The following is a 20,083-nucleotide window of genomic DNA, read 5'->3' as shown; positions in this document are numbered from 1 at the left end:
TTCCATCCGCGCCGGGGACCCTGAGCGTGACGGCGCTTGCCACGGGTGCGCAACTGACGTATCTTCATAGAAATTATTCAGCGGGGAAGTGATGTCAGCGGCAAAGTGTGGCGTCGATTCGGACGTGGACGTTCTGGTGGTCGGAGGCGGCATCAACGGTGCCGGCATCGCGCGCGACATCGCCGGGCGCGGCCTGTCGGTGGCGCTGTGCGAGCGCGACGACCTGGCCTCCCACACCTCGTCGGCCTCCACAAAGCTGATCCACGGCGGCCTGCGCTACCTGGAGCACTACGAATTCGGCCTGGTGCGCAAGGCGCTGGCGGAACGGGAAGTGCTGCTGCGCGCCGCCCCGCACATCATGCGGCCGATGCGCTTCGTGATGCCGCACGCCGGTCAACGGAGCGCGCTGCTGGTGCGTGCGGGCCTGTTCCTGTACGACCGGCTGGCGCGCCGCGAACTGCTGCCCGCCTCGCAAACCGTGCGCCTGTCCTGCCATCCCGCCGGGCGTGCCCTGCGGCCCCAGTACCAGCAGGCCTTCGTGTATTCGGATGGCTGGGTGGACGATGCCCGCCTGGTGGTGCTGAACGCGATGGACGCGTCGGAGAAGGGGGCCTGCATCCTGCCGCGCACCAGCGTTCTCGCCGCGCGACGCGAGGGTGATCTGTGGCAGGTCACGCTGCGCAAGGCCGATGGCACCGTCAAGGAAGCGAAGGTGCGCTGCCTCGTCAATGCCGCCGGACCGTGGGCCGCGTCGTTCCTGGACGCCGCCCTGCAGCGGCCCCATACCCATCAGCTGCGCCTCGTGAAGGGCAGCCATATCGTCGTGCCGCGCCTGCCGGGCCATGACGACGCCTACCTGTTCCAGCATGAGGACGGCAGGATCGTCTTTGTCATTCCCTACGAACGCGATTTCAGCCTGATCGGCACCACGGACGTCGATTATCGGGGCGATCCCGGTGTCGTGCGGATCAGCGAAGACGAGATCCGCTACCTGTGCGATGCGGCCGGCCGCTATCTCGTCACGCCCGTGCAGCCGTCGGACGTGGTGTGGAGTTTCGCCGGCGTGCGGCCCCTGCTCGAGGACGGCGATGCGAAGGCCAGCGCCGTCACGCGCGATTACCGGCTGGAAGTCGAGAGCGCCGGCGCGCCACTGCTCACCGTGTTCGGCGGCAAACTCACCACCTACCGCAAGCTGGCGGAGGAAGCGGCGGACCTGGTGGGCAAGGCCCTGGGCCAGCCGGGCACCGCCTGGACGGCGGACGCCTGCCTGCCGGGCGGGGACCTGTTCGGCGCCGTGCCGCAGAACCGCTCGGTGCTCGAATTCGACCAGTGGGGCTCCAGCCTGAAGGTGCAGTACGGCTGGCTGGACTGCCCGCTCATCGGCCGGTACGCGCATGCCTACGGCACCCGCATCCATACGCTGCTGCAGGGCCGCGCCGCGATGGCGGACATGGGCGAGCAGGTGCTGCCGGGACTGTACGAGGCGGAACTCGACTACCTGCGCCGCCACGAATGGGCGACGACAGCGGCGGACATCCTGTGGCGCCGCACCAAGCTGGGCCTGCACCTGCCCGCCGGCGCGGCGCAGCAGCTGGACGCCTGGCTGGCGGTGCATCCCGCGGCCAGGTGACAACGGCGACGGAGCGAAGACAGCGGCCAGTTGAAAACGGCGATGGATTGAAAACCGGCGATCAATTGAAAACGGCGACCTGTGGTCGCCGTTTTGCCATGCCGGAGGACGCTTACTTCACGCCGTGCATCAGCTTCTGGATCAGCGGTGCGAGCAGGAACAGCAGCGCGCCGCCGATGACCAGCGACCAGAACCCGAAGTTGTAGCCGGCCAGCGCGGACGCCACCGACATGCCCGATTCGCCGGAGACGTGCGAGGCGAAGATGCCCGACAGGTTGTTGCCGATGCCGGTCGACAGGAACCAGCCGCCCATGCCCAGGCCGACCAGGCGCGTGGGCGCCAGCTTCGTCACCATCGACAGGCCGATCGGCGACAGGCACAGCTCGCCGATCGACTGGATCGTGTAGACCATGAACAGCGTCCAGAACGGGATCTTGCCGTCGACGACCATCGTCTTCAGCGCGATCACCAGCAGCAGGAACGCCAGGCCGTTGAAGATCAGGCCCAGGCCGAACTTGCGGGGAATCGACGGTTCGGCATTGCGGCGCGCCAGCCAGATCCAGGTGGCCGCGATGATCGGTGCGCACAGGATGATGGCGGTGGAGTTCACGCTCTGGAACCAGGCGGTCGGGAATTCCCAGGTGCCGAACATGCGGTTGACGATGTTCTCGGCCAGGAAGGTGAACGAACTGCCGGCCTGCTCGAAGAACATCCAGAACAGGATGTTGAAGAAGAAGATGATCATCATCGCCCATACTTTATCGCGCGCGACCGGGCCGTTGCGGTAGCCCTCGACCAGCAGCATCACGGCCAGCAGCACGAACAGCACCGTCAGCACGACCTGCAGCTGCTGTGCGCCCACGGCCAGCAGTGCATAGACGACGGGGATCACGGCAAGCGCGCCGATCATCACATACAGGATGCGCGATGTACTTTGCGCATGCGCTTCCGGCATGCCGATGCCCTTGAGCTGCGCGCGGCCGATGAAGAACCAGACGAGGCTGATCAGCATGCCGATGCCGGAGGCGATGAAGACGATGTTGTAGGCCGGCGTGTCGCCCGTGTTGAACACGTACTGCGCCAGGTACTGGGTCAGGATCGGTGCCACGAAGGCGCCGGCGTTGATGCCCATGTAGAAGATGGTGAAGCCGCTGTCGCGCCGCGTGTCGGTGGCCGAGTACAGCTTGCCGACCATCGTGGAGATGATGGGCTTGAACAGGCCGTTGCCGGTGATGATGGTGGCCAGGCCCAGCTTGAAGATGGTCGGATCGGGGATGGCGATCATGAACAGGCCGGCGGCCATGAAGGCGGCGCCGATCAAGATCGAGCGCTGGTAGCCGAGCAGCCGGTCCGCGACATAGCCGCCGAACAGGGCCGCCGCGTACACCAGGGCGAGGTAGGAGCCGTAGGTGAGGTTCGCATCGGCTTCGCCGGTGGCGGCGCCGCCGTGGAACTGAGCCACGATGTAGAGGACGAGCGCCCAGCGGATGCCGTAGAACGCAAAGCGCTCCCAGAACTCCGTCATGAACAACATCCACAGCGGGGCGGGATGCCCCATGATCTGCTTGAATTCGGGGATCGCCGACTCCACCGCCTTGCTGTTACCGCTCATTCGGCATCTCCTGCAAAAAAGGCGCCATTGTAATGGACGGCGTCGAATTGTCGATCACTTCATGTGGTGCGTCGCAGCAAAGTGGCGAGACTGTAAAGATTGCAATCCCGTGCGGGCGGCCAATGTCGTATATTGGTGCCCAGGACGTTCGTACAGCATTACTGATTAGGGAAGGCAGCATCATGGAACAAGGTTTTGTCGATACACTGATTTCGCCGGAAGGCAAACTCGAAGTACTGTCCAAGGCGGAAGTCGTCAAGCTGCTGGACACGGGCAAGGGCGGCCTGTACAAGGTGTTCCGCCAGTGCGCGCTGGCGGTCCTGAACTGCGGCAGCACGGTCGATGACGGCAAGGAGCTGCTGGACCGCTACCAGTCGTTCGACATCAACATCCTGCAGCGCGAGCGGGGCATCAAGCTGGAGATCAAGGGCGCGCCGGCCATCGCCTTCGTCGACGGCAAGATGATCAAGGGGATCCACGAGCACCTGTTCGCCGTGCTGCGCGATATCGTCTTCGTCAGCAACGAGGTGACGGACAATCCGAAGTTCGACCTCGAAACGACCGAAGGCATCACGGATGCCGTGTTCCACATCCTGCGCAATGCGAACATCCTGCGCCCGCAGCTGAACCCGAACCTGATCGTGTGCTGGGGCGGCCACTCGATCAACCGCGCCGAATACAACTACTCGAAGGAAGTGGGCTACCAGCTGGGCCTGCGCGGCATGGACATCTGCACCGGCTGCGGTCCCGGCGCGATGAAGGGCCCGATGAAGGGCGCCACCATCGGCCACGCCAAGCAGCGCTTCATGAACGGCCGCTATCTCGGCATCACGGAGCCGGGCATCATCGCCGCCGAATCGCCGAACCCGATCGTCAACGACCTCGTGATCATGCCGGACATCGAGAAGCGCCTGGAAGCCTTCGTGCGCACCGGCCACGGCATCATCGTGTTCCCGGGCGGCGCCGGCACGGCTGAGGAGATCCTGTACATCCTCGGCATCCTGCTCCATCCGGACAATGTGGACATCCCGTTCCCCCTGGTGTTCACCGGGCCGGAATCGGCGCGCGAGTATTTTGTACAGATCAACGAGTTCATCGGCCTGACGCTGGGCGAGGCCGCGCAGGGGCGCTACAAGATCATCGTCGACGATCCGGAGCTGGTGGCGCGGGAGATGCAGGAGGGGATGAAACAGGTGCGCGAATACCGCAAGGGCCGCAGCGATGCCTACTACTTCAACTGGGCGCTGAAGATCGACGAGGAATTTCAGCGCCCGTTCGCTCCCACCCACGAGAACATGCGCAACCTGAAGCTGCACAAGAACCAGCCGGTGCACGTGCTCGCCGCGAACCTGCGCCGCGCGTTTTCCGGCGTGGTGGCGGGCAACGTGAAGGCCGAGGGCATCCGCGCGATCGAGGCCCATGGCCACTTCGAGATCCATGGCGATGCCGAGATCATGGAGCCGATGGACCGGCTGCTCGCCTCGTTCGTGGCGCACAGCCGGATGAAGCTGCCGGGGAAGGCTTACGTGCCTTGCTATCGGGTGATCAAGTAAAGTTGTCGCCGCCGAAGTCCGCGGCGCAGGAGCGGCCGGGGTCTGACCCACAGCGCCCGGGACTGTTGCCTTGGTTGCTGTCCCTGTCGCGGGTCTGACCCCAGCTTTTCGCTGGCGCCATCGCGACGCCTGCAAACTGCTGGGGTCAGACCCGCGGCAATGGCAGCAATCAGGATGAACGTCACGGGCGCCATGGGTCAGACCCCGCTGCTCACCAGCCAACAATAAAAAACGCGGCCAAGGCCGCGTTTTTTTGCATGCGCCGATGAAGGCGAAACTCAGTCTTCCTTGCGCAGGTGCGGGAACAGCAGCACGTCGCGAATGTTCGGCGAGTCCGTCAGCAGCATGATCAGCCGGTCGATGCCGATGCCGCAGCCGCCGGCCGGCGGCATGCCGTATTCCAGCGCGCGGATGTAGTCGGCGTCGTAGAACATCGCTTCGTCGTCGCCGGCTTCCTTGGCGGCCACCTGGGCCAGGAAGCGGGCCGACTGGTCTTCCGCATCGTTCAGCTCCGAGAAGCCGTTGGCGATCTCGCGGCCCACCATGAACAGCTCGAAGCGCTCGGTGATGCCCTTCCGGGTGTCCGAGGCGCGGGCCAGCGGCGAGACTTCTTCCGGGTAGTCGATGATGAACGTCGGCTCCCACAGCTGCGCTTCGGCGGTTTCTTCGAACAGCGCCAGCTGCAGTGCGCCCAGGCCGGAATGCGCATGCGGCTTGACGCCGAACTTCTTCAGCTCGGCCTTGATGTACTCGGCGTCTTCCAGCTGCTCGGCCGTGTAGTGCGGCGCGAACTTGTTGATGGCGCCGACGATCGTCAGGCGGTGGAACGGCTTCGACAGATCGAGCTCGCGGCCGCCGTAGGTCAGCACCGCGGAGCCGTGCGCATCGGTCGCGGCCTGGCGGATCACGGCTTCCGTGAAGTTCATGATCCACTGGTAGTCCGTGTACGCCGCGTAGAACTCCATCATGGTGAACTCGGGGTTGTGACGGATCGACACGCCCTCGTTGCGGAAGTTGCGGTTGATCTCGAACACGCGGTCGAACCCGCCCACCACCAGGCGCTTCAGGTACAGCTCCGGCGCGATGCGCAGGAACATCTGCATGTCCAGCGCATTGTGGTGCGTGATGAAGGGTTTCGCCGCCGCGCCGCCGGGGATCGTGTGCAGCATCGGCGTTTCGACTTCCATGAACTCGTTGTCCTGCATGAAGCGGCGGATCGACGCGATCGCGGCCGTGCGGGCCTTGAAGGTGCGGCGCGTGTCCTCGTTCATGATCAGGTCCACGTAGCGCTGGCGGTACTTGGTTTCCTGGTCGGCCAGGCCGTGGAACTTGTCCGGCAGCGGGCGCAGCGACTTGGTGATCAGGCGCAGTTCGGTGACCTTGATCGTCAGTTCGTCCGTCTTGGTCTTGAACAGCGTGCCCTTCACGCCCAGGATGTCGCCCAGGTCGTAGGTGCGGAACGCCTCCATCGACGCTTCGCCCGTCACGTCCAGCGTCACGTAGATCTGCACGCGGCCATCGGACTTCGGACCGGAGGCATCCTGCAGCGTGGCGAAGGCGGCCTTCTTGCCCGCTTCGCGCTTGAGCATCATGCGGCCGGCCAGCACCACGGCCACCGGTGCGGCTTCCAGCTCCTCGCGCGACTTGCCGGCGTACTGCGCGTGCAGGTCGGCGGCCTTGTGTTCCGGGCGGAAGTCGTTCGGGAAGGCGACGCCACCTTCGGCGCGGAGCGCGGCCAGCTTGGCGCGGCGTTCGGCGATGATCTTGTTGTCGTCCTGGCCTGGCGCCTGGTCTTGGATTTCCGTGGTCATGGTTACTGTGCTTGTTGAATGAGGGGTGAGGAGTCGAACAGCGCGTCGATATCGAGCTCGGTGAAATCGCGGGCGATGCAGATCACGTTGTCGAACTCGGCGAAGGCGGAGGCGGGCAGGGTGGTGGTCAGCACCACCGCGCGCATGCCGGCGCGGCGTGCCGCTTCCACGCCGAGCGGCGCATCTTCGAACACGATGCAGTGCCCGGGTGCCACGCCGCAGCGTTCGGCCGCCAGCAGGAACACGTCCGGATTCGGCTTGCCGCGCGCGACATCGGCGGCGCCGACGACGGCATCGAAGTGGCGGCGCAGGTCCAGGCCATCGAGCGTGAAGACGATGTTGGCCGGCGGCGCGGCCGTGGCCACGGCCAGGCGCACGTCCTCTTCCTGCGCCGTTTCGATGAACGACTCGAAGCCTGCGACCGCTTCCAGGTGCGGTCCGTACAGGTCGCGGTACAGCGATTCCTTCTCGGCGTCGAGCGTGGCCGTTTCGGCATCCGACAGGTCGGCGCCCATGTAGCTGCGCATGATCTCGTGGCCCTGGCGGCCGGCCGAGTCGCGGAAGAAGTCATCCGGGTCGACCGAGCGGCCGCGCTTGGCGAGAAACGCGATCCACGATTTCGTGTGGAAGCTCATGTTGTCGACGATCGTGCCGTCCATGTCGAAGATGAACGCGCGGGGAGTCTGCGTCATGTCAGACACCCTGCTTCAGCGAGGCGGAGATGAAATCGTCCAGGTCGCCGTCCAGCACGTTCTTCGTGTTGCCGGTCTCGAAGCCGGTGCGCAGGTCCTTGATGCGGGACTGGTCCAGCACGTAGGAGCGGATCTGGTGGCCCCAGCCCACGTCCGTCTTCGAGTCTTCCAGCTTCTGCTGCTCGCTCATGCGCTTGCGCAGCTCCTGCTCGTACAGCTTGGCCTTCAGCATTTCCATCGCTTCGGCCTTGTTGCGGTGCTGCGAGCGGTCGTTCTGGCACTGCACGACGATGCCGGACGGCGCGTGCGTCAGGCGCACGGCGGAGTCGGTCTTGTTGATGTGCTGGCCGCCGGCGCCGGACGCGCGGTAGGTATCGATGCGCAGGTCGGCCGGGTTGATCTCGATCTCGATCGAGTCATCCACTTCCGGATAGACGAACAGCGACGTGAACGACGTGTGGCGGCCGTTGGCGCTGTCGAACGGCGACTTGCGGACCAGGCGGTGCACGCCCGTTTCGGTGCGCAGGTGGCCGTAGGCGTAGTCGCCCTCGACCTTGATGGTGGCCGTCTTGATGCCGGCGACTTCACCATCGGACTGTTCCATCACCTCGACCTTGAAGCCCTTGCGTTCGCAATAGCGCAGGTACTGGCGCAGCAGCATCGACGCCCAGTCCTGGGCCTCGGTACCGCCGGCGCCGGCCTGGATGTCGATGAAGCAGTTGTTCGGGTCCATCGGATTGTTGAACATGCGGCGGAATTCCAGGCCTTCGATGACCTTCTGGATCTCGGCCGTGTCGCCGATGACGGATTCGAGCGTCTCGTCATCCGCTTCTTCCTTGCCCATCTCGAACAGCTCGGCCATGTCGGCCAGGTCGCTCTTCGCTTTCGTGAGCGTGTCGACGATGGCTTCCAGCGCCTTCTTTTCGCGGCCCATGTCCTGGGCCTTCTTCGGGTCGTTCCAGACCGCCGGATCTTCCAGTTCGGCGTTCAGTTGTTCCAGCTTCTCCGACTTCACATCGAAGTCAAAGATACCTCCGAAGTTCGGCTTCGCGGGACGTCAGGTCTGCGAGCTGGGCGGCGAGGGAATTGATGCGTTCTGCTTCCATGATTGTTCTGTCTCTTAGAGGGGCGATCGAACCGGCGATTATACCGTATCGTGACCGGATTCCGGGGGCAGGCAGCCCGGCAGAGCCGAATCTGGCGCCACCGTCGCGGCTCCCGTATCATGCTGGCCGTTGCCACCTACCGGTCCTGAAGATGACATTTCGTTATTCCCTTCGTTTCGTTCCCCTGATCCTGGCCGGCTGCGCCGCGCTGCCGTCCGATGGGCCATCCACGCCGCCCGCCGGCACGCAAGCCACCGTCGCGCTGCTGGAAACCACCGACCTGCACAGCAACGTGGTCAGCTACGACTACTACAAGCTGGCGGCCGAGCCATCGATCGGGCTGGAGCGCACGGCGACTTTGATCGCCGCTGCGCGCAAGGAATATCCGAACAATGTCCTGCTCGATAACGGCGATTCGATCCAGGGCACGGCGCTGGCCGACTACCAGGCGCTCGTCAAGCGCGTGGGTTGCGGCGAGGTGCTGGGCATCTACAAGGCATTCAACGCGCTTCGCTACGACGGTGCCGGCGTGGGCAACCACGAATTCAACTACGGACTCGATTACCTGAACCAGGTGACGGGCAACCGCTTCGACGTGGAAGGCGTCGCGGCGAATGAAAAATGCGCGGGGCCGCAATTCCCGCAGGTGCTGGCCAACGTCTACAGCGTGAAGTCGAAGCAGCCGCTGTTCCAGCCCTACGCCATCATCGACAAGCGCATCACGGCCACGGCGCCGGATGGCACGCCGGTGCAGGCCACGCTGAAGGTCGGCATCATCGCGTTCGCGCCGCCCACCATCCTCACCTGGGACAAGCGCTGGCTGGATGGCAAGGTCTACACGGTGGGCGTGCGTGAAACGGCGCAGCGCTACGTGCCGGAGATGCGCGCGAAGGGTGCCGACATCGTCGTCGCGATCTCCCACGCGGGCCTGGATGCCGACACCTACTCGCCGACGATGGAAAACGGCAGCTGGCACATCGCGCACGTGCCGGGCATCGACGCGCTGCTGATCGGGCACTCGCACCAGGTGTTCCCGAACGCGACCAGCACGGTCCCGCAGTTCAACCTGCCGGGCGTGGACAAGGTGAAGGGCACCGTGAACGGCGTGCCGACCGTGATGGCGGACCTGTGGGGCAAGCACCTCGGTGTCGTCGGCCTGCGCATGACGTTCGACGGCAAGGCCTGGGTGATCGACAAGTCGCGCACCACCGTCGAGGCGCGGCCGATCCGCAGCGGCACGCAGTCCGTCGCCGCCGATCCGGCCATCGGCGCACTGGTCGCGGCCGAGCACGAGGCCACCATCCGCTACGTGAAGACGCCGGTGGGCAGCACGGACTTCCGCATGTCGACGTATTTCGCCGACGTGGGCGACATCAGCGCCATCGAGATCGTCAACCAGGCGCAGGCCGCGTACCTGCAGGACTACGTCAGGACCAACCTGCCGCAATATGCGCGGCTGCCGGTGTTGTCGGTCTCGGCACCGTTCAAGACCGGATCGGCCGGTGTGTCGAACTACACGGACGTGCGGGCGGGCAGCATCGCCCTGAACAATGCCGCCGACCTGTACCTGTTCCCGAACGCGCTGCATGGCGTGAAGGTGGATGGCGCCGGCCTGCAGGCCTGGCTGGAACAGTCGGCGCGGCGCTTCAACACGATCGACCCGTCCCGCACCGAGGCGCAGGAGCTGGTCAGCACCAGCTACCCCGGCTTCAACACGGACATCCCGACCAGCCCCGACCTGCACTACGAGATCGACGTCACGCAGCCGCCCGGCAAGCGCGTGAAGAACCTGCGCTACAAGGGCGCAGCCATCGCACCTAGCCAGGAATTCCTCGTCGCGACCAATAACTACCGCGCCAGTGGCGGCGGCAACTTCCCCGGCCTGGACGGCAGCCGCACGGTCGTCGCCGCACCGGACAACAACCGGGATGTGCTGATCGCCTACATCCGCCAGCAGGGCGCCCTGACGCGCGCCGCCAACGGCAGCACGCGCAGCTGGCGCTTCACGCCGGTCGCCACGAAGGGCCCGGTCGTCTTCCACTCGGCGCCGGGCAAGGCCGCGCTGGCCCGGGAAGCCGGTCTCGCCAACATCCGCGAACTGCGCCCCGACGACGGCGGCGGCAAGGGCTTCGCGCTGTACGGCATCGACCTCGCCAACTAAGCGTACTGCTCAGCCTGTGTCCACCTTGGGGTCAACCCCGTTTTCGGACACGGGCTCCTCCGTTGCCATGGATGAGCCCGTGTCCGATTTTGGGGTTGACCCCAAGGTGGACACGAACTCGGCCGTAGCAGGATTTCTCAGTCGGGCACGTGCACGCGCGCCTTCACGTGCTTCAGGTTGGCGACGATGGTGAAGGTCATGATGACCAGCAGCGACCAGGCGCTCCACTTGCTCACGTGGACGGCGGACCAGGCGCCCAGCTGGTTCGGGTAGCGCCACACGCCCATGAACGTGCCGATGTTTTCGGCCAGCCAGATGAAGAAGCCCGTCAGCACGAAGCCCAGCAGCAGCGGCATCTGGCGGTCCCGGTCCAGCGGCCGGAAGATGACGGTGGTGCGCGCGTACAAACCCAGCGCGCAGGCGGCCAGGTACCAGCGGAAGTCGCCGATGAAATGGTGCGTGTAGAAGTTGACGTAGATGAGGATCGCGATCGCGGCGGCCATCGGGTACGGCGGATGGTGGCGGATGCGCAGGTCCAGCAGCCGCCAGGCCTGGATGATGTAGCTGCCGATCGCCGCATACATGAAGCCGGAGAACAGCGGCACGCCGAACAGTTTCGTCACCCCCGCATCCGGATAGCTCCAGGAGGCGATGCCGGACGACGTCTTGAACACCTCCAGCGCGAAACCGACGACGTGGAACAGCCCGATGGCCTTCACTTCGTCCCACGTTTCCAGCCGCGCATACAGCATCCAGCCCTGGATCAGCAGCGCGATGGCGAACAGGACGTCATAGCGGGCGATGCCGAACAGGCCGGCGCGCGGCACCACGAAGACCGACAGGAAGAACAGCCCGGCGAACAGGCAGGCGCGCGCTTCCTTGATGCCGAAGTACAGGAATTCGACGAGCGGGCGCGCCACCGGCCGCAACGCACGCGGCCGCATATCGGTCAGGTGGGCGTCCAGCGCGCTCAGCATGGCAGCGCGTCAGTGGCGGATCTTCTGCTGCTGCACAAGGATGAACGGGCTCACGACAGAGGCCCACAGCTCGGCATTCGTCGCCAGCCAGGTCTGCGCCTGCGCATCGCTCACCTTGGCGATCTGGCCGGCGGCCATCCACTGGCCGATGCTGGCCTTGTCGTCATGGGCGATGCGCACGGCGACATCCACGAGGTCCAGCTCGTCCGCGATCCACACCACGTTGCCGGAGGCGAAGTGGCGCACCAGCTCCGTCCATGGCAGGCGCGCTGTCTCGCGGTTGACCTTCTGCTGGAGTTCTTCGTCTTTGTCGGGATTGGTCTGCATGTCAGTTCTGGTGGTTCGGTTCAATGGGCTCCACGCGCGGCGTCGGGCTGCCTTCCCATGTTAACCGATAGGCCAGACCTTTGCGAACGTTGCCGACGAGTGCGGGCCGGAAGCAGGCCAGGTTGGTGCCCGCCGGCCGGCGCACGCTCGGATAGATGATGCCGGTCGAGCCGGCATCGAGCAGCCGCTCGGCCAGCAGCTGGGATGCCACATAGCTGTCCGGCGCCAGGCAGTCGGCAAACGCGGGCAGGCCGCGGATATCGTGGAACTGCGCGGTAAAGTCCGCCAGCATCGCCTGGTAGCTGACGCTGTCGTCGAAGCGGTCGATTTCCGCATATTCGACGGTCTTGTGGAAGATCACTTCGGCCAGCGCCGTCTCGGCGTCGAAGGCACAGTACCAGGCCCCCCGTTCGCCGTCATTGAACCGGCTGCCTTCGGGACGGGCGTAGGTGAAGGCGGCGTTGACGATGCGGTAGTTCGGCACATGGAACAGCAGTTCGCCGATGCCGATGCCCGGTGCGCCGCCGTGCTCTGCCAGCAGGCGCGCGTTGGTGGCGTTATCGAGCTCGAACAGGTCGTCGAGCTCCTTCTGCCCCTCGGCCAGCGGCGCCAGCACCGAGTCCTCGACATCGGCGAAGCGGGACTGGATCAGGCGGCAGGTATCGAACTGGCGCAGCAGGCGCTGCGGCGGCACGGGCAGCACCGGCGCGACCGCCAATTACAGGCCCCCGCGCCGCGCATCGACCAGCTTGCGCACGGTCTGCATGGCCAGCAGGCCGCCGGCCAGCATGAAGGCCAGCGGCGTGCGGCCGCCGAAGATGACGTTTTTATTGGGCAGGGCCACCCATTCATCGGCGAGCTTGTCGCCGTACAGGATGTGCAGGGATTTGTAGATGCCGAGCAGGTAGGAGATGCGTGTGATGCGGTCCACCTCGAGCACCCGGTCGGGCTGCTTCTTCCACTCGTAGAAGGCACTGCTGGACAGGCCGCCCAGCAGTTCGCGGGCCTCGTCGTCGCGCAGTTTCCAGGCCGCGGCGAGCCGGAAAAACCCTTTCAGCGCGGACCGGGACAGGCGCTCGCGTTCGCCCCTGGCATTCAGGTCGACGGGCACCACCGGTTCGAAGCGGCTCTTCGGATAGGCATAGGCGTGTTGCATAGCTCCTCCATGTATGGAGTCGTTATACTCCGTTTCCAGAGTCATTGCAAGCGACCGGCGCGGTGCCGGGCGATGCGCGCCCTAGGCTGCCTCGGCGTGCTCCACCAGTAGCTGCACGCGGGTGGTGCCGTTGTACTCGTTGGCATCCAGGCGGAATGCCACCCGCGCCCGGTCGCCCAGCGCATCGGTATGGCCGAACCAGATGGCATCGTAGCGCGCGCCGTTCTTCTCCAGCAGCAGCTTCAGGTGCTTTTCCTTCAGGATGCGCTGGCTCACCACGCGGAACTCGTCGCAGAACACCGGCGGTGCAAACCCTTGTCCCCAGACGATGCCGTCCATCAGCTCGATGAACTGGGTGGTGTAGTAGCCGTCTTCCAGCGGCCCGTCCGTTTCGATGACCCGTTCCAGCTGGGTGTCGGTCAGCCACGACTGGCCCACCGTTTCGAACGCCTGGGCGAAGGTGTCGAACGCATCGGCGCGCAGCGACAGGCCGGCCGCCATCGCGTGGCCGCCGAACTTGTCGATCAGGCTGGGCGCCTTTTTCGACACCAGGTCCAGCGCATCGCGCATGTGGAAGCCGGCGATCGACCGGCCGGAACCCTTGATCCAGCCGTCACCGGCGGGGGCGAACGTGATGGTCGGACGGTAGAACTTCTCCTTCAGCCGCGAGGCGACGATGCCGATCACGCCCTGGTGCCAGCCTTCGTCGAACACGCAGATCGTGTTGCTCTCCTTCGGCTGGAAGTCGTCCAGGTGCAGCAGCGCGGCATCCTGCATCTCGGCTTCGATCTCGCGACGCTTGATGTTGATCTCGTTGAGCTGCTGCGCCAGCGCCCAGGCGCGGCCTTCGTCGTCCGTCACGAGGCACTCGATCCCCAGCGACATGTCCTCCAGCCGGCCGGCCGCGTTGAGGCGCGGGCCGAGCGCGAAGCCCAAGTCGAACGGCGTGGCGCTGCGCGCCTGCCGGCCGGCGACCCGGAACAGCGCGGCCACGCCGGCATGCATGCGGCCGGCGCGCATCCGCTTCAGGCCCTGCGCGACGAGGATGCGGTTGTTGGCATCGAGCTTCACCACGTCTGCCACCGTGCCCAGCGCGACGAGGTCCAGCAGGCTGTCGAGCTTGGGCTGCGTCTGCGCATCGAACACGCCGCGGCGGCGCAATTCCGCGCGCAGCGCCAGCAGCACGTAGAACACCACGCCCACGCCGGCCAGGTTCTTCGACGGGAAGCCGCAGGCCGGCTGGTTCGGATTCACGATCACGCGCGCATCGGGCAGCCGGTCCCCCGGCAGGTGGTGATCGGTGACGACCACTTCGATGCCGCGCCGCTTGGCTTCCTCCACGCCGTCGATGCTGGCGATGCCGTTATCGACGGTGATGATGATGTCCGGCGATTTCTCGCGCGCGGTGAGGGCGACGATTTCCGGCGTGAGGCCATAGCCATATTCGAAGCGGTTCGGCACGATGAAGTCGACGTTCGCGCCCATTGCGCGCAGGCCGCGCAGCGCCACGGCGCAGGCGGTGGCGCCATCGCAGTCGTAGTCGGCCACGATCACCATGCGCTTTCGCGCGGCGATCGAGTCGGCCAGGAAGGTGGCGGCCGCGTCGATGTGCAGCAGGCCGGCCGGCAGGATCAGCGCGCCCAGCTCGGACGACAGGTCCTTCGGGTCGACGAGGCCGCGTGCGGCGAACAGGCGGGCAAGGACGGGGTGGATGCCGCCCTGGCGCAGCATTTCGGCTTCGCGAAACGGCGCGGGACGGTGGGCGATGCGGGTCATGTGTGCTCAGGCAAGGAGGTTCTTCAGTGTGTCGGTGCGCCAGAATTTGTTCAGCGCAAGTCTGGTGGTCGTGGTCGTGGTCCAGCCGCGGCGGTTCGTCAGCACCAAGTCCACGTCGCGCAACTGGCCCGACTTCAGGGCCCCCAGCAGTGGTGCGAACCATTCCGCTTCCAGCGCGGCCATCAGCTGCAGCCAGCGGCCCCAGTCCTCGGCCAGCGCGGCGCCGATCAGGCCGGCCGGCACGGCGAGCCGGTGCGCTCCCGCGGTGGCCAGCCATTGGACCGCCGTGGCATCGCGCAGTTCCGGTGCCGCCAGCGCGGCGAGCCAGCCGGGTGCATCCGTCGTCGCCAATGCCGGCGACGACGGCGGCAGCGTGGCGGCCGCGCCGGCCCACATCCAGAACGAATTGACGGGCAGCGCGCGGCCCGCATTGACGGGATGCGCGTGCCAAAGCATCTGCACTTCGTTCTGCAGGCGGCGGAAATCGCGCGCGACGGCGCCCGCCGGCATCCAGTCGTGCAGGTTGTCGCCACTGGCCGCATCCGGCGACGCGGTGGACAGTGCCGCCCAGTCGTCCGCACGCAGGAACCAGGTACGCGCGTCGCCATACACCAGCGCCTTGCCCGGTCCATCAAAGAGCGGCAGCGCGGCCTCGAACAGCGTGCGCGACTCCTCCTCGCCGATGGGCAGGTTGCGCAGGTCCGGCATCGTCAGGTGCGTGCCGATCTGCACATGCACCGGATGCAGGATGAACCAGAAGCCTTCCGCAGGCTGCAGTCCGTAGCCGCGCATGACGGCCGGTGCGAACGGCGCGGCCGGCTGCGTGGACGGATCGCCGGCCAGGCCCAGCGCATGCGCCAGCCACGCCTCGTGCGGCAGCAGGCGCGCGTCGAGGTCGAACGCGTGCGTCGAATGCGTGCTGTTGCGAGAAAGTAAAGTCGCCAGGGAGGGAGTCTGCAGTGCGCGAACCAGGTCCGGCGCCATTTCCGCGGGCGGCAGCCCGAACGGCAAAACGAGGGTGGTGGAAGCCATGCGGCATTGTAATGGATCGGGGCGGGCACTGCTCGCTGCCGCGGGCCTTCTCTCTTCGGGTGCCGCCAGGCCGTCTCTCATCATGCAGCTCATCAGTAAGCCATGGAATGCTGTTTATATGGCACACTGCGCACTTTCGCGACAAGGATACGTCCCTGCCATGGGTTTCATGCACCGGATGCCGTTCGAATGGCTGGTCGGGCTGCGCTACACGCGCGCCGGCAAGCGCAGCGGCCGCAACAGCTTCATCTCCTTCATCTCCGCCATCTCGATGGCGGGCATCGGCCTGGGCGTGGCCGCGCTGATCATCGTCCTCTCCGTCTACAACGGCTTCCAGAAGGAAGTCACCACGCGCATGCTGTCGGTGCTGGGTCATATCGAGATCTACCAGATGGGCGGTCCGATGGCCGACTGGCGCGCCACGGCCCGCAATGCATTCGCCAACCCGGAAGTGAAAGGCGCGGCGCCGTTCGTCGAGCTGCAGGCGTTGCTGGCCCATGGCGGCGACGTGCTGCGGCCGGCCATCGTGCGCGGCATCCTGCCGGAAGAAGAGGGCAAGGTATCCCAGGTGCCGCAACAGGTGAAGCAGGGCAGCCTGGCGGACCTGCGGCCCGGCGCGTTCAATATCGTGCTGGGCAGCGAGCTGGCGAAAGCGCTCGAGGTGAAGGTGGGCGGCAAGGTGGCGATGGCGCTGGCCGAAGGCGGCGGCCTGTCCGGCGGCGCACCGGCAATGCGCACTTTTACGGTCGTCGGCATTTTTGAAGCGGGCCACAACGAATTCGACTCCTCGCTGGCCTATGTGCACCTGGCGGACGGCCAGCAGCTGCTCAACCTGGCCGGCCCGTTCGGCCTGCGGCTGCGCGTGGCGGACATGGACCAGGCGCCGGAGGTGGCGTTCCAGCTGAAGCAGACGATGCCCGGCGAGCTGCTGATCCGCGACTGGTCGAAGCTGAACGTGAACTGGTTTGCCGCCGTGCAGACGCAGAAGCGCATGATGTTCATCATCCTCACGCTGATCATCGCGGTGGCCGCGTTCAACCTCGTCGCCACGCTCGTCATGACCGTCACGGACAAGCAGGCCGACATCGCGATCCTGCGCACCCTGGGCGCCTCGCCCCGGTCGATCATGAAGATCTTCATGGTGCAGGGGGCTTTGGTCGGCGTGATCGGCACGCTGCTCGGCATGGCCGGCGGCGTGCTCATTGCCGCCAATGTCGACGTGATCGTGCCTGCCATCGAAACGGTGCTGGGCATGAAGTTCCTGTCGAAGGATATCTACTTCATCAGCGCCGTGCCGTCCGACCTGCGGCTGGGCGACGTGGCCGCGATCGGCGGCACCGCGATTGCGCTGGCCTTTGTCGCGACCTTGTACCCCAGCTGGTGGGCGGCGCGTGTAAAACCGGCGGAGGCGCTGCGCTATGAGTAAGGTTGCAAACAAGGGCCCCATGAGTCAGTTACCGTTTGAATGGCTGGTCGGCCTGCGCTACACGCGCGCCGGCAAGCGCAGCAGCCGCAACAGCTTCATCTCCTTCATCTCGCTGATCTCCATGGCCGGCATCGCGCTGGGCGTGGGGGCGCTGATCGTCATCCTGTCCGTGATGAACGGCTTCCAGAAGGACGTGACGGACCGCATGCTGTCCGTGCTGGCCCACGTGGAGGTGTTCGATTCGCACGCCGGCATGCAGGACTGGCAGCAGCAGGCGAAGAATGCGCTGCGCCATCCGGAAGTGAAGGGCGCCGCGCCGTTCTCGGAAACCCAGGCGGGCCTGATGCACGGCGCCGAGGCGCTGCGGCCGGCCATGGTGCGCGGCGTGCTGCCGGCGCAGGAACCGGCCGTGTCCGACATCGCGAAGCACATCAGGTTCGGCAGCTTCGAGGCGCTGCAGCCCGGCCAGTTCAACATCGTGCTCGGCATCGACCTGGCCCGGGCGCTGAACGCGGGCATCGGCGAAAAAGTGACGATGGTGCTGCCGCAGGGGACGGTGACGCCGGCCGGCCTGGTGCCGCGCATGCGCTCGTTCACCGTGGTCGGCATCTTTGCCGCCCAGCACCAGGAGTTCGATGCCGGCATGGCGTTCATCCACCTGCAGGATGCCGAACGCATGCTGCGCATGGATGCGCCGGCCGGCCTGCGCCTGCGCCTGACTGACATGCACCGCGCGCCGCAGGTGGCCGAGGAACTGAAGAAGATCATGCCGGCCCACCTGCAGGTGCGCGACTGGTCGAAGCTGAACGCCAACTGGTTCGCCGCCGTACAGACGGAAAAGCGCATGATGTTCATCATCCTCACGCTGATAGTTGCCGTGGCCGCGTTCAACCTGGTGTCGACGCTCGTGATGACGGTGACGGACAAGCAGCCGGACATCGCCATCCTGCGCACCCTGGGCGCCTCGCCGAATTCGATCATGAAGATCTTCGTCATCCAGGGCGCGCTGGTGGGCCTGCTCGGCACCGCGCTCGGCGTGACGGGCGGGGTGCTGGTGGCGCTGAACATCGATGTGATCGTGCCGTTCATCGAACATTTATTGGGAGTGCAGTTCTTGTCGAAGGAAATCTACTACATCAACACCGTGCCGTCGGACATGCGCTGGCCGGACGTGGCGAAGATCGGCGTGATCTCCGTGGTGCTGGCCTTCCTGGCCACCATCTACCCGAGCCGCTGGGCTTCCCGTGTCAAACCTGCCGAGGCGCTGCGCTATGAATGAGCCGATGAACAACGTTGACAATCCGGTGGTCCTGTCCTGCCGCAATCTCGGCAAGACCTTCACGGAAGGCAGCTACTCGGTGCCGGTACTGACGGGAATCGATTTCGCGGTGCGGCGCGGCGAACGGGTCGCCATCATCGGCGCCTCCGGCTCCGGCAAGTCGACGCTGCTGCACCTGCTAGGCGGCCTGGATACCCCGACCACCGGCAACGTGACCCTGCTCGACAAGGATTTCGCCACGCTGTCCGAAGCGGCCCGCGGCGACCTGCGCAACGCGGCGCTGGGCTTCGTCTACCAGTTCCACCACCTGCTGCCGGAATTCTCGGCACTGGACAACGTGGCGATGCCCCTGATGATCCGGCGCGTGAAGCGCGCGCAGGCCCAGGAACAGGCGCAGCAGATGCTGGCCCGCGTGAACCTGGCCAAGCGCGTGACGCATGTGCCGGGCGAACTGTCCGGCGGGGAGCGGCAGCGCGTGGCACTGGCCCGCGCCATCGTCACGCAGCCGGCCTGCGTGCTGGCCGACGAACCGACCGGCAACCTGGATCACGCCACGGCCGAGCAGATCTTCGACCTCATGCTGGAGCTGTCGCGCACGCTGGGCACCGCCTTCGTGATCGTCACCCACGATCCGGAACTGGCGCGCCGCTGCGACCGCGTGCTGCGGCTGACGGACGAAGGTCTCAGGCAGGAATCCTAGGAAGGCAGCGCCATGTGGATCGATACCCACTGCCACCTCGATGCCCGCGAATTCGGCGACGACGCGCTGGGTGTCGCGGCGCGCGCGGCACAGGCGGGCGTGGGCATGATCGTCATCCCGGCCGTCGCACGGTCGAACTGGGAAGCCGTGCGTGCCCTGGCAGCGCAGGCCGGGAATGCCAGCTACGCGCTGGGCATCCACCCGATCTGCGTGCCGCAGGCCACCGAGGACGACCTGGCCGCCCTGCGCGAAGCCGTGCGCGTGGCGCTGGACGATCCGAACTTCGTTGCCATCGGCGAAGTGGGGCTCGATTTCTTCCTTCCCGCGCTGTGCGAGCCGGCCATGCGCGAAAAACAGGTGCACTTCTTCCGCGAGCAGCTGAAGATCGCCCGCGAGTTCGGCCTGCCCATCCTCACGCATGTACGCAAGTCGCAGGACCAGGTGCTCAAGCACGTACGGCAGATCCCGCCGGTCGGCGGCATCGCCCATGCCTTCAACGGCAGCTTCCAGCAGGCCCAGGGCTATATCGACATCGGCTTCAGGCTGGGCTTCGGCGGCAATGTGACTTTTACACGCGCCTTGCAGATCAGGCGGCTGGCGGAGCAGCTGCCATTGTCCTCGATCGTGATGGAGACGGATGCGCCGGACATCGCGCCGCACTGGCTGCATCCGGGCGTGAACACGCCTGACCAGGTGCCGCGCATCGCGCAGGTGCTGGCCGATTTGCGCGGCATGCCGCTTGAGGAACTGCAAGCCGTCACCACCGCGAATGCGCATCATGTAATGCCCCGCTTGCGGGCCGCCGGCAGGGCAAGCGGTCCGTAGCCCCGTCGGTGCCGCCGGTG

17 protein-coding genes are annotated in these 20,083 nt (G+C 65.9%); 7 read left to right on the top strand and 10 right to left on the bottom strand.

Annotation, left to right across the window (positions count from 1 at the left end):
- Positions 1 to 91 precede the first annotated feature (91 nt).
- Positions 92 to 1,630, top strand: a complete 1,539-nt coding sequence (glpD, locus tag IP91_RS02340; protein WP_145647159.1) for a glycerol-3-phosphate dehydrogenase — start codon at positions 92 to 94, stop codon at positions 1,628 to 1,630.
- A 112-nt stretch (positions 1,631 to 1,742) separates the two neighbouring features.
- Here glpD and IP91_RS02335 read toward each other — a convergent pair whose 3' ends face one another.
- Positions 1,743 to 3,242 carry a peptide MFS transporter gene (locus IP91_RS02335; protein WP_145647158.1) on the bottom strand — a complete coding sequence of 500 codons (1,500 nt, stop codon included), beginning with the start codon at positions 3,240 to 3,242 and terminating at the stop codon, positions 1,743 to 1,745.
- A gap of 182 nt (positions 3,243 to 3,424) precedes the next feature.
- Here IP91_RS02335 and ppnN point away from each other — a divergent pair, with 182 nt between their 5' ends.
- Positions 3,425 to 4,795: a nucleotide 5'-monophosphate nucleosidase PpnN gene (ppnN, locus tag IP91_RS02330; protein WP_145647157.1), complete on the top strand. Its 1,371-nt coding sequence runs from the start codon at positions 3,425 to 3,427 to the stop codon at positions 4,793 to 4,795.
- Between the two features lie 278 nt (positions 4,796 to 5,073).
- Here ppnN and lysS read toward each other — a convergent pair whose 3' ends face one another.
- The 3 genes from lysS to prfB all read right to left on the bottom strand — a co-directional run bounded on the left by lysS (position 5,074) and on the right by prfB (position 8,404).
- The gene (gene lysS, locus IP91_RS02325) at positions 5,074 to 6,606 is read right to left on the bottom strand and encodes a lysine--tRNA ligase (RefSeq protein ID WP_145647156.1); all 1,533 of its coding nucleotides are present in this window, start codon (positions 6,604 to 6,606) and stop codon (positions 5,074 to 5,076) included.
- A gap of 2 nt (positions 6,607 to 6,608) precedes the next feature.
- A complete protein-coding gene (locus IP91_RS02320; RefSeq protein ID WP_145647155.1) occupies positions 6,609 to 7,298 on the bottom strand; it encodes an HAD family hydrolase in 690 nt (229 codons plus the stop codon).
- Between the two features lies 1 nt (position 7,299).
- Positions 7,300 to 8,404, bottom strand: a protein-coding gene (gene prfB, locus IP91_RS02315) for a peptide chain release factor 2 (protein WP_145647154.1) whose coding sequence is annotated in 2 segments (ribosomal slippage) — positions 7,300 to 8,322 and positions 8,324 to 8,404 — 1,104 coding nt in all. Because the reading frame shifts where the segments join, the coding sequence is not laid out codon by codon here.
- 151 nt (positions 8,405 to 8,555) lie between these two features.
- Here prfB and IP91_RS02310 point away from each other — a divergent pair.
- Complete coding sequence (locus IP91_RS02310) at positions 8,556 to 10,565, top strand: bifunctional 2',3'-cyclic-nucleotide 2'-phosphodiesterase/3'-nucleotidase (RefSeq protein WP_145647153.1); 2,010 nt, start codon at positions 8,556 to 8,558, stop codon at positions 10,563 to 10,565.
- Between the two features lie 137 nt (positions 10,566 to 10,702).
- Here IP91_RS02310 and IP91_RS02305 read toward each other — a convergent pair whose 3' ends face one another.
- The 6 genes from IP91_RS02305 to IP91_RS02280 form a co-directional block, all read right to left on the bottom strand.
- Complete coding sequence (locus IP91_RS02305; RefSeq protein WP_371860597.1) at positions 10,703 to 11,509, bottom strand: DUF817 domain-containing protein; 807 nt, start codon at positions 11,507 to 11,509, stop codon at positions 10,703 to 10,705.
- A gap of 42 nt (positions 11,510 to 11,551) precedes the next feature.
- Positions 11,552 to 11,869 (bottom strand): DUF2288 domain-containing protein, encoded by a 318-nt coding sequence (locus IP91_RS02300; protein WP_145647151.1) that lies wholly within the window; start codon positions 11,867 to 11,869, stop codon positions 11,552 to 11,554.
- A gap of 1 nt (position 11,870) precedes the next feature.
- Positions 11,871 to 12,587 carry an RES family NAD+ phosphorylase gene (locus IP91_RS02295; RefSeq protein WP_229473749.1) on the bottom strand — a complete coding sequence of 239 codons (717 nt, stop codon included), beginning with the start codon at positions 12,585 to 12,587 and terminating at the stop codon, positions 11,871 to 11,873.
- Positions 12,588 to 13,025, bottom strand: coding sequence for an antitoxin Xre/MbcA/ParS toxin-binding domain-containing protein (locus IP91_RS02290; RefSeq protein ID WP_145647150.1), 438 nt, complete (start codon positions 13,023 to 13,025; stop codon positions 12,588 to 12,590).
- An 81-nt stretch (positions 13,026 to 13,106) separates the two neighbouring features.
- Positions 13,107 to 14,801, bottom strand: a complete 1,695-nt coding sequence (gene recJ, locus IP91_RS02285) for a single-stranded-DNA-specific exonuclease RecJ (RefSeq protein WP_145647149.1) — start codon at positions 14,799 to 14,801, stop codon at positions 13,107 to 13,109.
- 6 nt (positions 14,802 to 14,807) lie between these two features.
- On the bottom strand, positions 14,808 to 15,833 hold the full coding sequence (locus tag IP91_RS02280; protein ID WP_145647148.1) for a hypothetical protein: 1,026 nt from the start codon (positions 15,831 to 15,833) through the stop codon (positions 14,808 to 14,810).
- 160 nt (positions 15,834 to 15,993) lie between these two features.
- Between IP91_RS02280 and IP91_RS02275 the strand changes: the two genes are divergently transcribed.
- The 4 genes from IP91_RS02275 to IP91_RS02260 are packed head-to-tail and all read left to right on the top strand — an operon-like array spanning position 15,994 to position 20,063.
- Positions 15,994 to 17,259: a lipoprotein-releasing ABC transporter permease subunit gene (locus IP91_RS02275; RefSeq protein ID WP_145647147.1), complete on the top strand. Its 1,266-nt coding sequence runs from the start codon at positions 15,994 to 15,996 to the stop codon at positions 17,257 to 17,259.
- A 19-nt stretch (positions 17,260 to 17,278) separates the two neighbouring features.
- Positions 17,279 to 18,538, top strand: coding sequence for a lipoprotein-releasing ABC transporter permease subunit (locus tag IP91_RS02270; RefSeq protein WP_145647146.1), 1,260 nt, complete (start codon positions 17,279 to 17,281; stop codon positions 18,536 to 18,538).
- A 4-nt stretch (positions 18,539 to 18,542) separates the two neighbouring features.
- Positions 18,543 to 19,238: a lipoprotein-releasing ABC transporter ATP-binding protein LolD gene (gene lolD / locus IP91_RS02265; protein WP_145647145.1), complete on the top strand. Its 696-nt coding sequence runs from the start codon at positions 18,543 to 18,545 to the stop codon at positions 19,236 to 19,238.
- 12 nt (positions 19,239 to 19,250) lie between these two features.
- Positions 19,251 to 20,063: a TatD family hydrolase gene (locus tag IP91_RS02260; protein ID WP_145647144.1), complete on the top strand. Its 813-nt coding sequence runs from the start codon at positions 19,251 to 19,253 to the stop codon at positions 20,061 to 20,063.
- Positions 20,064 to 20,083: the final 20 nt, after the last annotated feature.

This window comes from Pseudoduganella lurida, from assembly GCF_007830455.1.
Taxonomy (GTDB): Bacteria; Pseudomonadota; Gammaproteobacteria; order Burkholderiales; family Burkholderiaceae_D; genus Rugamonas; species Rugamonas lurida.
Note: the sequence above shows the minus strand (reverse complement) of the source record. Positions and strands in the feature narration are given on the sequence as shown.

What these genes read in the sequence shown, in the direction of transcription:
- glpD (WP_145647159.1), top strand. Translation starts at nt 92, where the DNA reads ATGTCAGCGGCAAAGTGTGGCGTCGATTCGGACGTGGACGTTCTGGTG.
- IP91_RS02335 (WP_145647158.1), bottom strand. Translation starts at nt 3,242, where the DNA reads ATGAGCGGTAACAGCAAGGCGGTGGAGTCGGCGATCCCCGAATTCAAG.
- ppnN (WP_145647157.1), top strand. Translation starts at nt 3,425, where the DNA reads ATGGAACAAGGTTTTGTCGATACACTGATTTCGCCGGAAGGCAAACTC.
- lysS (WP_145647156.1), bottom strand. Translation starts at nt 6,606, where the DNA reads ATGACCACGGAAATCCAAGACCAGGCGCCAGGCCAGGACGACAACAAG.
- IP91_RS02320 (WP_145647155.1), bottom strand. Translation starts at nt 7,298, where the DNA reads ATGACGCAGACTCCCCGCGCGTTCATCTTCGACATGGACGGCACGATC.
- IP91_RS02310 (WP_145647153.1), top strand. Translation starts at nt 8,556, where the DNA reads ATGACATTTCGTTATTCCCTTCGTTTCGTTCCCCTGATCCTGGCCGGC.
- IP91_RS02305 (WP_371860597.1), bottom strand. Translation starts at nt 11,509, where the DNA reads ATGCGGCCGCGTGCGTTGCGGCCGGTGGCGCGCCCGCTCGTCGAATTC.
- IP91_RS02300 (WP_145647151.1), bottom strand. Translation starts at nt 11,869, where the DNA reads ATGCAGACCAATCCCGACAAAGACGAAGAACTCCAGCAGAAGGTCAAC.
- IP91_RS02290 (WP_145647150.1), bottom strand. Translation starts at nt 13,025, where the DNA reads ATGCAACACGCCTATGCCTATCCGAAGAGCCGCTTCGAACCGGTGGTG.
- recJ (WP_145647149.1), bottom strand. Translation starts at nt 14,801, where the DNA reads ATGACCCGCATCGCCCACCGTCCCGCGCCGTTTCGCGAAGCCGAAATG.
- IP91_RS02280 (WP_145647148.1), bottom strand. Translation starts at nt 15,833, where the DNA reads ATGGCTTCCACCACCCTCGTTTTGCCGTTCGGGCTGCCGCCCGCGGAA.
- IP91_RS02275 (WP_145647147.1), top strand. Translation starts at nt 15,994, where the DNA reads ATGGGTTTCATGCACCGGATGCCGTTCGAATGGCTGGTCGGGCTGCGC.
- IP91_RS02270 (WP_145647146.1), top strand. Translation starts at nt 17,279, where the DNA reads ATGAGTCAGTTACCGTTTGAATGGCTGGTCGGCCTGCGCTACACGCGC.
- lolD (WP_145647145.1), top strand. Translation starts at nt 18,543, where the DNA reads ATGAACAACGTTGACAATCCGGTGGTCCTGTCCTGCCGCAATCTCGGC.
- IP91_RS02260 (WP_145647144.1), top strand. Translation starts at nt 19,251, where the DNA reads ATGTGGATCGATACCCACTGCCACCTCGATGCCCGCGAATTCGGCGAC.